The following is a 14,007-nucleotide window of genomic DNA, read 5'->3' as shown; positions in this document are numbered from 1 at the left end:
AGATGCACGTCCTGGCGACCCAACTCGCGACACTCGACGAGGCCGACGCCGCCGTCGATCTCGCTCAGTCGCCGGGCGAGATCGTCGTGCTCTCCTTTTCCGACAGCGACCTCTCGGCTCTTGCGGCGGCGTGGCGGCTGGACAGCGATCTGCTGCCGACGTTGCGGCTGGCCAGCCTGAAGAAGCTGCGCCATCCAATGTCGGTCGATCTTTATGTCGAGCAGGTGATCTCACAAGCGCGGCTGGTGATCGTGCGCGGGCTGGGCGGTCTCGACTACTGGCGCTACGGATTCGAGCGCATTGCCGATGCGGCGCGCGACAACGGCGTGCTGCTGGCCGCGCTTCCGGGCGATGACAGGTCTGATCCGCGGCTGGTCGCCGTCTCCACTCTGGCGTCCGACCGGCTCGAACGGCTCGACGGTTACTTCCGGGCGGGGGGCGCGGCGAACCTGCGGCAGGCGCTGCGCTACGCCGCGAGCCTGCTGGGCCGGGATATTGCGTGGTTGCCGCCCGAGCCGGTCGGCCCCCTGACCGTTCTCGGTGCGGCGGATGACGTACGGCCGATGGCCCTCGTCGTGTTCTATCGCGCCAACCTGATGGCCGCCGACATCGCGCCGGTCACTGCGTTGATGCAGGCGCTCGACGCGCGCGGCCTGGCCCCCCTCGGCGTGGCCGTGAGCAGCCTGAAGGATCCGGCGGCGGCGACGCCGCTCGAAGCGCTTCTGCGCGAGCGCAAGCCCGCGATCGTCCTGAACACCACGGCCTTCTCCGCGATGCGCGACGACGATACGACGGTGCTCGACGGCGCCGGTGTGCCGGTGCTGCAGGTCGTGCTCTCGGGTAGCGCGCGCGAGGCCTGGGATGGCTCGCTGCGGGGGCTCGCGCCCGCCGATCTCGCCATGAACGTCGTGCTTCCCGAACTCGACGGACGGCTGCTGACGCGCGCCATCTCCTTCAAGGCCGAGGCCGAACCCGACGCGGCGCTCGAATTCAGCCGCGTGCATCACGAGCCCGAGCCCGATCGCATCGACTATGTGGCGCGGCTGGCGGCGGCCTGGGCGAAGCTCGGCGCCACGCCCGCGCAGGAACGCCGGCTCGCGCTGGTCCTGTCGGACTATCCCGCGCGCGGCGGACGGACCGGCTACGCGGTTGGCCTCGACACGCCGGCCAGCGTGGTCGGGATCCTGAGGCTGCTGTGCGCCGAGGGCTATGATGTCGGCGGCCTCGACTGGCAGGTGGCCGACGTCGAGAGGCTGCTGGCGGGCGACGCGGATTGGGTCGACATATCGCTCGACAGGTACAGGCGCTGGCTTTCTGAACTGCCGGGCTCGCTCCAGGGCGATCTTGCGGAGACGTGGGGGGAGGCGTCCGAGGGGTTCCGCCTGCCCGTCCTGCGCTGCGGCAAGGTCATGGTGCTGCTGCAGCCCGATCGCGGCACGGTGCAGGACCGCAAGACGGGCTACCACGACATGAACTGCCCGCCGCGACACGCCTATGTTGCGCTCTACGCGTGGCTGCGCGAGCAGGAGCGGATCGATGCGATGATCCATCTCGGCACGCACGGCACGCTCGAATGGCTGCCAGGCAAGGCGCTGGCGCTGTCGGCCGGCTGCTGGCCCGAGGCGGTGCTGGGGCCGCTGCCCGTGATCTATCCCTTCATCGTCAACAATCCAGGCGAGGCGGTGCAGGCCAAGCGCCGGCTGGGCGCCGTCACCATCGGCCATCTGACGCCGCCGCTCAGCGCCGCAGGACTGCACGGCGCGCTGGCGGAGATGGAAGCCATCATCGAGGAGTATGCCGCGGCCGATGGACTCGACAGCCGCCGCCTGCGCCATCTCGAAGAAGAGATCGTGGAGCGCGCCTGGAGCGGCGGGCTCGCGGCCGAATGCGGTCTGGTGAAGGACGAGCCCAGCCGCGAGGCGGTGGCCAAGCTCGACGCCCATCTCTGCGACATCAAGGAACTGAGCATCCGCGAGGGACTGCATGTGTACGGCACGCTGCCGGATGAGGCGAAGATCGCGCAGCTTGCGGCCACGATGGGCGGCGAAGATGCGCCGATCCGCCTGAGCGCCGTTCGCGAGCGCGCGGGCCTGCTGGCTGCGCTCGCCGGTCGTCGCGTTGCACCCGGTCCCGCCGGTGCGCCGACGCGCGGCCGGGCCGATGTTCTGCCGACCGGCCGCAACCTTACGTCGATCGATCCGCGCGCCATCCCGACCCGTACTGCGGCGGCCATCGGCGCGCGCTCCGCCGACGAGGTGGTGCGGCGCTATCTGCAGGACCATGGCGAGCCGCCGCGCGCGCTGGTGATCGATCTCTGGGCCTCGGCCTCGCTGCGCACCGGCGGCGACGATCTCGCGCAGGCGCTGGCCTATCTCGGCGTGCGACCCGTCTGGGATGCCGCCTCGAGCCGCGTCACCGGCATCGAGGTGATGCCGCTCGCCACGCTCGACCGGCCGCGCATCGACGCGACGCTGCGTATCTCGGGCCTGTTCCGCGACATCTTCGAGACGCAGATCGCCCTGTTCGACATGGCCGTGCGGCGCGTCGCCGAACTAGACGAGCCCGACGAGGACAATCCGCTGGCGGCGGCGCGCCGCGCGGGCGCCGACCTGTCGCGCATCTTCGGCGCCGCGCCGGGCAACTATGGCGCCCAGGCGGGTGACGTGGCGCTCGACGGGGCGTGGAAGACGCAGGCCGATCTCGGGGAGATCTATCTCGCCGCGGTGACCCATGCCTATGGCGGTGTCGAGCCGGTGCGCGAGGCCGGGCCCGGCTTTCGCAGCCTCGTGTCGACGGCCGATCTGCTGGTGCATCCGCAGGATGATCGCGAGCGCGACGTGCTCGACGGCGACGGCGTCGCCGATTTTGCCGGCGGCTTCGCGGCGGCGGCGGCACTGCTGGGCAACGCTCCCGAACTCTATCATCTCGACACAAGCGATACGGCCAAGCCGCGCGCGCGGCGCCTGGCGGAGGAAATCGCCCGCATCGTGCGCGGCCGCCTCACCAACCCGCGCTGGATCCAGGGCATGTTGAGCCACGGCCACCGGGGCGTGGCCGAGATCGCCCAGTCGGTCGATGCGCTCTATGCCTTCGCCGCGACCGCGGAGATCGTGCCCGGCCCGCTGTTCGACGCCACCCATGCCGCGCTGATCGCCAACGAGGCCGTTCTCGACGCCATGGCGGCACGCAATCCGGCGGCGGTCGCGGCCATCGCGGCGCGCCTCAGGGATGCGCTCGACCGCGGTCTCTGGATGACGCGGCGCAATGCGGTGGAGCGCGATCTGACGCGCGCGATCGGCCTTGCGCGGCCAGCGCGACCGGTCGATGAAGGCCCGAGATGAGCACGGCCGCGGCGATCCTGAGGAAAGGCTGGTGCCCCGGCGCTCTGCGGCCGATGCAGAGCGGCGACGGGTTGATCGTGCGCGTGCGTCCGCGCGTCGGTCGCTTCGACCTTGATGCTGCGCGCATGCTGGCCGATGCCGCGCAGCGACTGGGGAACGGGCATATCGACCTGACGCGGCGCGCCAACCTGCAGATTCGCGGCCTTAGCGACAGCCGCCTCGACGAGCAGCAGGCCGAACTGGGCCGGTTCGGGCTGCTCGACAACGATGCCGCATCGGAGGCTGTGCGCAACGTGATGGTGGCGCCGCTCGCCGAGCGCGGATCCGTTGCCTACGGCATCGCCGACCGGCTCGAGGAAATTCTCGCCGGCGATCCGCGTCTGCGCGGGCTTCCCGCGAAGTTCGGCGTCCTGGTCGACGATGGCGGACCGGTGTCCATTGCGGATGAGCGCGCCGACATCAGTCTGCGGGTTGCATCGGGCTTCGTCGCGTTTGGCATCGATACGCCCGACGGGACACGCTGGCTCGGTGCCTGTGCCTCGCGCGACGCGGTCGATCTGGTCGTGACGGCGATGCAGGCGGTGCTGGAATGCGTGCCGCGCACGCGCCTGCGTACTCTGTCCGCTGCCGCCTTGTCCAAGCTGCGGCTGGCCGTGTCGCCGAAGCTGCAGCCGCTGCCGCCGCTCGGGCAGGCGAGGGGGCGCGTCATCGGTCTCGTGGACGATGCCGCAGGCGTTGCGGCGCCGTTCGGCCGGCTCGAGGCGGGACAGCTCCGGCGTCTCGCCGATCTGGCGATGATGGCGGGCGCGCGCGATCTGCGCCTGTCGCCGTGGCGGACGCTCTACATGCGGGTGCGCGATGCCGCTGCGGGCCAGGAGTTGCTCGACGGCGCACGGTCGATCGGAATGATCGTCGACGACCGCGATCCGCTGCTGCGCATCGAAGCCTGCCCCGGCGCGCCGGCCTGCGCATCGGGCACGGTGGATGCGCGCGGCGATGCGCGTCGTCTCGCCCGGCTCGTGGCCGAGCGTCGCTTCGGCGGCACCGTCCACGTGTCCGGCTGTGCCAAGGGCTGCGCACGCTCCGCGCCGTCGGATCTCGTGCTGGTGGGCGAGGCCGGACGATACGGCGTCGTGCGCGACGGTACGACGAGGGACGAGGCCGAACGCACGATCGGTCCGGCCGACCTTGAATCGCTGTTGCGGGATGCGAACCATGGCTGAGCCGCGCGACTATGTGCGCGACGGCGCGGAGATCTACCGCCGCTCCTTCGCGATCATCCGCGCCGAAGCCGATCTTGCGCGCTTCGATCCCGTCGAGGAACGCGTGGCGGTTCGCCTCATCCACGCCTGCGGCATGCCCGAGATCGCCCGCGACATCGACATGTCGCGCGGCTTCGCCCAGGTGGCGCGGCAGGCGCTGAAGGACGGCGCACCGATCCTGTGCGATGCGAAGATGGTGGCCAACGGCGTCACGCGCGCGCGCCTGCCCGCGGCGAACGACGTGATCTGCACGCTCGACGATCCCTCGGTGCCCGCCCTCGCGCAGAAGCTCGGCAATACGCGCTCCGCCGCGGCGATGGAGCTGTGGCGCGATCGTCTCGGCGGCGCGGTTGTCGCGATCGGCAACGCACCGACGGCGCTGTTCCGCCTGCTCGAAATGCTGGACGCGGGCGCGCCCCTGCCGGCCGCGGTGATCGGCGTGCCGGTGGGCTTCGTCGGCGCGCTGGAATCCAAGGAGGCGCTGGCGGCCGACGGGCGCGTGCCGTTCCTGGTCGTGCGCGGCCGGCGCGGCGGCAGCGCCATGACGGCGGCCGCGATCAATGCGCTGGCGAGTGACATCGAATGACCAGTCTCGATGCGATCGCGGGCACCGCCGCGCCGGGCACGCTCTACGGCATCGGCGTCGGTCCGGGCGACGTGCGCTATCTCACGCTGCGCGCCGCCGGCCTGGTGCGGACGGTCGACGTCGTCGCCTTCTTCGCCAAGCGTGGTCGTCAGGGCAATGCGCGGGGCATCGTGACGCCGCTGATGGGCACGGCGCGGCAGGAACTGCGGCTGGAATATCCGGTCACCGACGAAATTCCGGCGGAGCATCCCGACTACCAGTCGCAGATGATCCGTTTCTATCGCGAAGCCTCGGCTTCGCTCACGGCCCTGCTCGAAAGCGGAAAGTCGGTCGGTCTGCTCGCCGAGGGCGATCCGTTCTTCTACGGCTCGTTCATGCATATGTGGCGGCGTCTCGCCGAGACGTTTCCGGTCGAGGTCGTTCCCGGCGTCACCGGCATGTCGGGCTGCTGGACGCGCGCCAACCTGCCGATCACCTGGGGGGACGACACGCTCGCGGTGCTGCCGGGCACGCTCGCCGAAGATCAGCTCGTGGAGCGGCTGCGCAACACCGATGCCGCGGTGATCATGAAAGTGGGCCGCCATCTCGGAAAGGTGCGGCGCGCCGTCGAGGCGGCCGGCCTGCTGTCGCGCGCGGTCTATGTCGAGCGCGGCACCATGCCGGGCGAGCGGATCGCGCCGCTGGCCGAGTGCGGCGATCCCGCCGGCGCCTATTTCGCCATGGTCCTGATCGCCGGCCGGGGACGGCAGCTGTGAGCGGCTCGCTGACCGTGGTCGGCACGGGCCCGGGCAAGGCCGAGCTGATGACGCCCGCGACGCGCGCGGTCCTCGATCGGGCCTCCGACCTCGTGGGCTACGGGCCTTATCTCGATCGCATTCCCGCGACGCGCGCGGACCAGCAACGCCACGCCTCGGACAACCGCGTCGAACTCGATCGCGCGCGCCATGCCCTGTCGCTCGCCGCCGCTGGCCGTCAGGTCGTCGTGGTATCGGGCGGCGATCCCGGCGTCTTCGCCATGGCCTCGGCGGTGTTCGAGGCGGTGGAACACGGCGATCCGGCCTGGCGGACGCTCGACATCCGCGTAGAGCCCGGCGTGACGGCGATGCTGGCGGCGGCGGCGGAAGCGGGCGCGCCGCTGGGCGGCGATTTCTGCGCGATCTCGCTTTCGGACAATCTCAAGAACTGGTCGACCATCGAGCGGCGCCTGAATGCGGCGGCCGAAGCCGACTTCGTGATCGCGCTCTACAATCCCGCCTCGAAGGCGCGGCCGCATCAGCTCGGCATGGCGCTCGACCTGCTGCGGCAAGTGAAGTCGGGTACGACGCCCGTCCTGTTCGTGCGCGCCGCGGGAACGGCGGAGACAAAGGTGGTCGCGGCGACGCTGGCAACGGCCGATCCGTCCGTGGCCGACATGCGCACCCTGGTCATCGTCGGCGCCAGCACGACACGCACGGTCGGTCGCTGGGTCTACACGCCGCGCAGCGAGCGCCTGACGTGATCCAGCCAGGCAACAGCGTCTTCCGGCGTCGCCGTGACGTAGCCGGCTGGCTTGTGCGGACGCGCGATCATGATGACCCGCACGCCAAGCGCGCGCGCGGCTTCGATCTTGGCGTAGGTCGCGTCGCCGCCGGCGTTCTTGGATACGACGAGCTCGATCCTGCGGTCGCGCAGCAGTGCGGTCTCGGCCGCAAGATCGAACGGACCGCGCGCCTCCACGAGAGTCAGGTTGGGCGGCAACGCATCGCCGGCGGGCGCGTCGATGACGCGGGCGAGATAGTGGTGCTGTGGCGCGTCGGCGAAGACCGGCAGCTCCTGCCGGCCGATCGCCAGGAACACGCGCCGTGGATTGCGACCGATGGCGTTTGCCGCGGCTTGCGTATCGACCACTTCGATCCACTCGTCTCCGGCCTGTCGCGTCCACGGCGCGCGGACCAGCGAAGCCAGCGGAACGGCGGCCTGGCCGCAGGCCGCGACGGCATGAGCCGACATCTGGTCGGCATAGGGATGGGTCGCGTCGATGACGGCCACGATCTTCTCGTCGCGCAGATGGCGCACGAGTCCGTCGATTCCGCCGAAGCCACCGATGCGCGTGGGCAAGGCTTGCGGCGCGGGCTGCGCCGTGCGGCCAGCCAGCGACAGCGTCGCCTCGAAATGCGTGTCGTCGGCGAGCCGACGGGCCAGCGCGGAGGCTTCGGTGGTGCCGCCGAGGATGAGAACGCGCATGTCGGGGCCGGGCGATGACGAGCGGGGCCGCAACCTGCCCGGCCGCGCGATGGCTGTCCATCGTCGGTCTCGGTGAGGATGGGATCGACGGTCTGTCTTCCGTGGCGCGCCAACTCGTGTCGTCGGCAGAGCTGGTGGTGGGTGGCAAGCGTCACCTGGAGCTCGTGGGTGGTCTGATCCGTGGCCGGTCTCTCGCCTGGCCCAGCCCGATTGCCGGCGCAATGAGTGACATTCTGGCGATGCGCGGCCGGCCAGTCGTCGTGCTGGCAAGCGGCGATCCCTTCCACTACGGCGTCGGTGAGATGCTGCTGCGATCGATTTCCGCCGATGAGACGATCTGCCTGCCGCAGCCATCGTCGTTCAGCCTCGCCGCCTCTCGATTGGGCTGGTCGTTGCAGGACGTCGCATTGGTGAGCCTGCACGGCCGCGCGCTGGAAGGCATCGTCCGCCATCTCCAGCCTGGCGCGCGCATTCTCGCTTTGTCATGGGATGGCGCAACGCCATCTCGTCTTGCCCAGTTGCTGACGGCGCGCGGCATGGGCGCCTCGACGCTCGCGGTTCTGGAAGCGCTGGGTGGTACACGCGAGCGCATCCGTTCTACGGCAGCGCGGTCCTTCGGCCTCACGGAGGTCGCTGCCCTCAACATCATTGCGCTGCAGGTCGCAGCCGCGGCCGATGCGAAGATCGTGACGCTGGCGCCCGGTCTCGACGATTCATTGTTCGAGCACGACGGCCAGCTCACCAAGCGTGACATTCGCGCGGTGACGCTTTCTTCCCTGGCGCCGCAGCAGGGCGAACTGCTGTGGGATGTCGGGCTGGGCGCGGGCTCGGTCGCCATCGAATGGCTGCTGCGCCATCCCTCGCTGCGTGCCATCGGCATCGAGGAGGACGCGGAGCGAGCGGCGCGGGCGGCGCGCAACGCCGCGACGCTCGGCACGCCCGACCTGCAGATCGTGCGGAAGCCAGCACCGGCGGCTTTCGACGGATTGCCGTCGCCCGACGCGATCTTCGTCGGCGGTGGCCTCTCCGATCCCGGCCTGCTCGACGCCGCCTGGAATGCATTGAAGCCCGGTGGGCGCATCGTTGCCAACGCCGTGTCGCTGCAGTCGGAGGCTCGGTTGATCGATTGCTTCGAGCGGCATGGTGGAGAAATCACGCGGCTGCAGGTCGCCAAGGCCGGCCGCGCCGGGAGCGGCAATGTCTTCGTCTGGCGCCACGCCGCGCCGGTCACCCAATGGCGGGCGGGGAAACCATGATCGTCGCGGGCGTGGGCTGCCGGCGCGAGACGTCGGCCGACGAGATCGAGCGGGTCGTGCGCATGGCGCTCGGCATGTTCGATCTGCCGGTGGAGCGCCTCGATTCGGTTGCGACCGAATCGGAGAAGGCGACCGATCCGGTTTTCGCCGAAGTGGCGCGCCGGCTTTCCGTGAGGCTGGTCGCCTGCACGGTCGACGATCTCGATCGTGTCGCGGGACGCGTGCTCACGCCGTCGAAGCTGGTGCTGAAGGCCAAGGGACTGCCGTCGATCGCCGAGGCGTCGGCGCTGGTGGTGGCGGGCCGCGAGGGCCGGTTGCTGGGCACGCGCGTGGCGACCGAGCGCGCGACCTGCGCCATCGCCATCGGAGAGGGACGATGACCATCCATTTCATCGGCGCCGGCCCAGGTGCGCCGGACCTGATCACCGTGCGCGGGCGCGATCTGATCGCGCGCTGTGCGGTCTGCCTCTATGCCGGCTCGCTGGTGCCGAAGGCGTTGCTCGACCATTGCCCGCCGGGCGCCCGCATCGTCGATACCGCGCCGCTGTCGCTCGACGAGATCGTCGCGGAATGCCGCCGCGCGACCGAGGCCGGGCAGGATGTGGCGCGCCTTCATTCCGGCGACCTGTCGATCTGGAGCGCGCTCGGCGAGCAGCTTCGCCGCCTCGACTCAGAGGGAATTCCCTACACGGTGACGCCGGGCGTTCCTTCATTCGCGGCCGCAGCCGCCGCGCTGGGACAGGAACTCACCTTGCCCGAAGTGGCGCAGACCGTGGTGCTGACGCGGACCTCCGGCCGCGCCTCGGCGATGCCCGGAGGAGAGAAGCTCGCCTCCTATGCCGCGACTGGCGCCACGCTCGTGCTGCATCTCTCGATCCATGTGCTCGACAGGATCGTGGCGGAGCTGACGCCGCACTATGGGGCGGCCTGTCCCGCGGCCATCGTCTATCGTGCGACCTGGCCCGACGAGCGCGTGATCCGCGCCACGCTCGGAACGATCGCGGATGAAGTGGCGAAGGCGCCGATCGAGCGCACGGCGTTGATCCTCGTCGGCAAGGTTCTGGGCGCACGCGATTTCCGGAACAGCGCGCTTTACGACGCCGCCTATCAGAGGCGCTTCCGGGGCCGTGGAGCGTGACGCTGGACGGTTTCCCCGACCTGCCGGAATTCCCACCAGGAGAAGTGTGGCTGGCTGGAGCCGGCCCCGGCGATCCGCGGCTCCTCACTGTGCTGGCACTGCACGCCGTGACGGTCGCCGACGATATCGTGCATGACGCGCTGGTCGATCCGCGCGTGCTGCGTCTGGCGCGCAAGGACGCGGTGCTGCTGCCGGCGGGCAAGCGCGGCGGCAAGCCTTCGCCGAAGCAGGATGAGATCAACGCGCTGCTGATCGACCGCGCGCGCGCTGGGCGGCGCGTATTGCGCCTGAAGGGTGGCGATCCCTTCGTGTTCGGCCGCGGCTGGGACGAGGTGACGGCGCTCAGCGAGGCGCAGCTTCGCTTCCGCATCATTCCCGGCCTGACGGCGGGGCTTGCCGGTGCCGCACTCGCCGGCATTCCCGCGACGTCGCGCGACACCAACCACGCCGTCGTGCTGGCGGCGGGCCATCGCGCCGAGGGCCAGTCCACCGCCGACTGGGAGGCCCTGGGCCGGCTCGGCCAGCCGCTCATTCTCTACATGCCGATGACGCAGCTCGAGGAGATCGTGGCGGCGCTGCAACGGGGCGGACTTGCAGCCGAAACACCCGCGACGCTGATCCAGTCGGCGACAGTCGATGGCGAGCGCATCGTCGAAAGCCGCCTCGATGCGCTGGCGGCGGACGCGCAGCATCACCGTCTCGGCTCGCCCTGCATTGCCGTCATCGGAGAGATCGCCGCGTTGCGCAAAGAGGTGTTCGCGTCGATGGTCGGCTGGTCATGAGCGAGAGGCCGCGCGGGCTGATCGTCGCGGCGGCGCGCTCGGGTGCCGGCAAGACCACGATCGCCTCGGGCCTGATCCGCGCGCTCGCGCGCCGCGGTCGCTCCGTGCAGCCCTTTAAGTGCGGGCCGGATTACATCGATCCGGCCTTCCACACGGCGGCGACCGGCCGGCCGAGCTTCAACCTCGATACCTGGGCGATGTCACCGGGGACGCTTGCCGGACTCGTGGCCCGTCACGGCGCTTCGGCCGACCTCGTGGTCGTCGAAGGCGTGATGGGCCTGTTCGACGGCGTGGCCGAACGGGGACAGACGGCACGCGGTGCGACGGCCGATCTCGCGGCGTTGACGGGATGGCCCGTGGCGCTGGTGCTCGACGTGTCGGGCCAGGCCGAGACGGCGGCGGCCATCGCAAGCGGCCTTGCGCGCTATCGCGACGATGTCGAGGTGGCGGGCGTCATCCTCAATCGTGCCGCGAGCGCACGGCATGTCGGCATGATCGCGCCGGGTCTCGAACGCGCCGGCCTGAAGCTGTTCGGCGCGCTGCCGTCGAATGCGGGTTTTTCCCTGCCCGAGAGACATCTCGGCCTCGTGCAGGCCGTCGAACTGCCCGACATCGTGCACCGCCTCGACATACTCGCCGATACGGTCGAGGCGTCGCTCGATCTCGATGCCATCGAAGCGAGCGCCCGGACGGCCCGAGCGGGCTCGATTGAGGCCGCGCGGGGCCTGCTGCCGCCCGGCCAGCGCATCGCACTGGCGCAGGACCGCGCTTTCTCCTTCATGTATCCGCATCTGCTGGAAAGCTGGCGCAGGGCGGGCGCGGAAATCCTGCCATTCTCGCCGCTCGCCGACGAAGCGCCGGACGCTGCGGCGGACGCGGTCTGGTTGCCCGGCGGCTATCCCGAGCTGCATGCGGGAACGCTGGCCGCGGCCGGCCGTTTTGCCGCCGGCATGAAGGCGCTGGCGGCGCAGTCGGTGCCGGTCCACGGGGAGTGCGGCGGTTACATGGTGCTGGGGCAGGGGCTTGTCGATGCAGGCGGAACGAGACACGCGATGCTCGGGTTTCTGGACGTCGAAACCTCGTTTGCCAGGCGTCGACTGCATCTCGGCTATCGCCGCGCCCGTCTCGTGACGAACGGCGTACTGGGCGCTCGGGGCGACGAGGTGGCTGGTCACGAGTTCCACTATGCCAGCATCCAGTCGACAGGCGATGCACCGCTCGTCGAGTGTCGCGATGCGAACGGCGCGGCGGTGCCGGAAGCGGGGGCGCAACGCGGCTCCGTGAGCGGCACGTTCTTTCATGCAATCGATCGGTGGAGTTGATGACGCATCCCGATTTCGACGCGGCCTTCCGGGCCGAGTTTCGCCAGCTCGTCCTGTGGCGGCGCGACGTGCGGCGGTTCCGCACCGATCCGGTGGCGCGCGAGCGCATCGACACGCTGCTCGAGGTGGCTAGTCACGCCCCGTCGGTCGGCCTCAGCCAGCCGTGGCGGTTCGTGCATGTCGAGTCGGCCGAGCGCCGGCGCGCCGTGGTCGAGAGTTTTACGCAGGCCAACGAGAAGGCGCTGGCCGGCTATGGTGGCGAGAAGCATGCGATCTATGCCGGGCTCAAGCTCGCCGGCCTCAAGGAAGCGCCAGTTCATCTCGCGGTCTTCTCCGACGACGGCACGCATACCGGCAGCGGGCTTGGACAACAAACCATGCCCGAGACGTTGCACTACTCGGTCGTGGCCGCCATCCAGACCCTGTGGCTCGCGGCGCGCGCCGATGGAATCGGCATGGGCTGGGTTTCAATCCTCGATCCGAAGAAGGTGACGCAGGCGCTCGACGTGCCTGCCGGCTGGAACCTCGTGGCCTATCTCTGCCTCGGCTTCCCGGCCGAGGAGCATCTCGATCCCGAGCTCGAACGGCATCACTGGGAAGTGCGCAGCGATCTTTCCGACGTGGTCTTTACGCGCTGACGCTTTGACACCCTGTCCTCGCCGGGCATTATTGCCTCTCACTATTGGAGGCGGCGCGTGACTTCAGGAGATCGACCGGCGGGCCAATCGATCTCCGATGCCGCCTTGTATGCGCTGGCGGCCCTGTGCGGGCTGGCCACCGGTGTCCTGGGTGCCGGCTTCCATCTCGTCGTCGATACGCTCGTCCGCTGGCCGTCGTGGCTGGTGGCGTACATGGGACACGGCCCCCTCACCATGGCGGCTGCGGCGGCGATTGCCGCGGTTGCGCTGGTCGCTGCCTTCTTCCTCACGCGCCGCGTCGCACCCGAAGCGGCGGGCAGCGGCGTGCAGGAAATCGAAGGCGCGATGGAAGGGCTGCGCGAGGTACGCTGGCGGCGCGTCCTGCCGGTGAAGTTCGTGGGTGGCGTGCTGGCGCTCTCGTCCGGTCTCGTGGCGGGACGCGAGGGGCCGACCATCCACATGGGCGCGTCGATCGCGCAGGCGATTGCCGAGCGCCTGAAGCTCAGCGAGGTGGAATTGCGTGGCCTTCTGGCGGCCGGCGCCGCGGCCGGCCTCGCCGCCGCCTTCAATGCGCCGCTGGCGGCGATCCTTTTCGTGATCGAGGAGACGCGCAAGCAGTTCCGCTACACGCTGCGCTCCTACACCGCCGTCATCATCGCCTCGACCGCCAGCGCCATCGGCATGGAGCTGGTGGGCGGCACGGCACCGCAGCTCAGGCTCGACAATGCCGAGATGCCGCTGTCGCTGCTGCCGGCCTTCTTGGTACTGGGCGTGTTCCTCGGCGGGCTGGGCATCGTGTTCAACAACACGCTGCTCTTCCTGCTCGACTGGGTGGGGACAACCTTCCGGAAGGTGCCGTTCGTGCCGGCGCTCGTGGTCGGCGCTGCCATCGGCGTGCTGGCGCTCGTGCTGCCACAAGCCGTCGGCGGCGGCGAACTGCTGATCCCGGGCCTCGTGACCGCGAACCTGCCGATCACGACGCTGCTGCTGCTCTGCCTGCTGCGCTTCGTCGGTGTAATGCTGAGCTATCCGGTCGGTGTCCCTGGCGGCATCTTCGCGCCGCTGCTGACACTTGCCACCACGGTGGGCCTGATCGCCGCATGGCTGCTCCAGACGTTCGTACCGGTACCGCCACTGGCGGGCGCCGCTTTCGTGATCGCCGCAATGGGCGGCCTGTTCTCCGCATCCATCCGCGCGCCCTTGGTCGGCGTCGTGCTGGCCGCCGAACTGACCAACGGCTACGCGCTCATCCTGCCGCTGATCGTGACCTGCGTGACGGCCAATGCGGTCTCGCAGGCGCTGGGCGGCCGGCCGCTCTACGAGCTCTTGCTGGAGCGCACCTTGCGACTCTCGGGCCAGGCGGTCCCGCCGCGCGCCGAGAACAGTGTGCCGGCCCCGGTCGGCACGGACGACGGACGTGGCGCTTAGACCCGGTGTCATCCCGAGCGTAGCGAGGGAT

General features: G+C 70.1%; 13 protein-coding genes. 12 read left to right on the top strand and 1 reads right to left on the bottom strand.

The genetic code is table 11. The features are described 5' to 3' along the window. Nucleotides 1-2: 2 nt before the first annotated feature. From cobN to cobJ, 5 genes are read left to right on the top strand one after another with little or no spacing between them, the layout of a single operon-like run. Nucleotides 3-3,341: a cobaltochelatase subunit CobN gene (gene cobN / locus KQ910_RS02075; RefSeq protein ID WP_216956686.1), complete on the top strand. Its 3,339-nt coding sequence runs from the start codon at nucleotides 3-5 to the stop codon at nucleotides 3,339-3,341. Then, nucleotides 3,338-4,564 carry a precorrin-3B synthase gene (gene cobG / locus KQ910_RS02070; RefSeq protein WP_216956684.1) on the top strand — a complete coding sequence of 409 codons (1,227 nt, stop codon included), beginning with the start codon at nucleotides 3,338-3,340 and terminating at the stop codon, nucleotides 4,562-4,564. The genes cobN and cobG overlap by 4 nt, the downstream gene beginning before the upstream one ends. After that, on the top strand, nucleotides 4,557-5,189 hold the full coding sequence (locus tag KQ910_RS02065) for a precorrin-8X methylmutase (protein ID WP_216956676.1): 633 nt from the start codon (nucleotides 4,557-4,559) through the stop codon (nucleotides 5,187-5,189). The genes cobG and KQ910_RS02065 overlap by 8 nt, the downstream gene beginning before the upstream one ends. After that, the gene (locus tag KQ910_RS02060; protein WP_216956673.1) at nucleotides 5,186-5,944 is read left to right on the top strand and encodes a precorrin-2 C(20)-methyltransferase; all 759 of its coding nucleotides are present in this window, start codon (nucleotides 5,186-5,188) and stop codon (nucleotides 5,942-5,944) included. Before KQ910_RS02065 ends, KQ910_RS02060 begins: the two co-directional genes overlap by 4 nt. Continuing rightward, complete coding sequence (gene cobJ, locus KQ910_RS02055) at nucleotides 5,941-6,687, top strand: precorrin-3B C(17)-methyltransferase (RefSeq protein WP_216956671.1); 747 nt, start codon at nucleotides 5,941-5,943, stop codon at nucleotides 6,685-6,687. The genes KQ910_RS02060 and cobJ overlap by 4 nt, the downstream gene beginning before the upstream one ends. On the opposite strand, the gene KQ910_RS02050 is transcribed toward cobJ, so the two are convergent. Then, a complete protein-coding gene (locus KQ910_RS02050; protein WP_216956669.1) occupies nucleotides 6,657-7,412 on the bottom strand; it encodes a cobalt-precorrin-6A reductase in 756 nt (251 codons plus the stop codon). The genes cobJ and KQ910_RS02050 overlap by 31 nt on opposite strands. Before the next feature lie 14 nt (nucleotides 7,413-7,426). Here KQ910_RS02050 and cbiE point away from each other — a divergent pair, with 14 nt between their 5' ends. The 7 genes from cbiE to clcA are packed head-to-tail and all read left to right on the top strand — an operon-like array spanning nucleotide 7,427 to nucleotide 13,976. Further along, nucleotides 7,427-8,668, top strand: coding sequence for a precorrin-6y C5,15-methyltransferase (decarboxylating) subunit CbiE (cbiE, locus tag KQ910_RS02045; protein ID WP_216956667.1), 1,242 nt, complete (start codon nucleotides 7,427-7,429; stop codon nucleotides 8,666-8,668). Then, complete coding sequence (locus KQ910_RS02040) at nucleotides 8,665-9,048, top strand: cobalamin biosynthesis protein (RefSeq protein ID WP_216956665.1); 384 nt, start codon at nucleotides 8,665-8,667, stop codon at nucleotides 9,046-9,048. Before cbiE ends, KQ910_RS02040 begins: the two co-directional genes overlap by 4 nt. After that, on the top strand, nucleotides 9,045-9,806 hold the full coding sequence (cobM, locus tag KQ910_RS02035) for a precorrin-4 C(11)-methyltransferase (RefSeq protein WP_216956663.1): 762 nt from the start codon (nucleotides 9,045-9,047) through the stop codon (nucleotides 9,804-9,806). Before KQ910_RS02040 ends, cobM begins: the two co-directional genes overlap by 4 nt. After that, nucleotides 9,803-10,588 carry a uroporphyrinogen-III C-methyltransferase gene (gene cobA / locus KQ910_RS02030; protein ID WP_369408273.1) on the top strand — a complete coding sequence of 262 codons (786 nt, stop codon included), beginning with the start codon at nucleotides 9,803-9,805 and terminating at the stop codon, nucleotides 10,586-10,588. The genes cobM and cobA overlap by 4 nt, the downstream gene beginning before the upstream one ends. After that, a complete protein-coding gene (locus KQ910_RS02025) occupies nucleotides 10,585-11,910 on the top strand; it encodes a cobyrinic acid a,c-diamide synthase CobB (RefSeq protein WP_216956661.1) in 1,326 nt (441 codons plus the stop codon). Before cobA ends, KQ910_RS02025 begins: the two co-directional genes overlap by 4 nt. Beyond that, nucleotides 11,910-12,548, top strand: a complete 639-nt coding sequence (gene bluB, locus KQ910_RS02020; protein ID WP_216956659.1) for a 5,6-dimethylbenzimidazole synthase — start codon at nucleotides 11,910-11,912, stop codon at nucleotides 12,546-12,548. Before KQ910_RS02025 ends, bluB begins: the two co-directional genes overlap by 1 nt. 57 nt (nucleotides 12,549-12,605) lie before the next feature. Next, nucleotides 12,606-13,976, top strand: coding sequence for a H(+)/Cl(-) exchange transporter ClcA (gene clcA / locus KQ910_RS02015; protein ID WP_369408272.1), 1,371 nt, complete (start codon nucleotides 12,606-12,608; stop codon nucleotides 13,974-13,976). The last annotated feature ends 31 nt before the right edge of the window (nucleotides 13,977-14,007 follow it).

The organism is Reyranella humidisoli, assembly GCF_019039055.1.
In the GTDB taxonomy this organism is placed as follows: domain Bacteria; phylum Pseudomonadota; class Alphaproteobacteria; order Reyranellales; family Reyranellaceae; genus Reyranella; species Reyranella humidisoli.
The sequence above is the reverse complement of the archived record's forward strand: the minus strand, read 5'-3'. Positions and strand labels throughout refer to the sequence as shown.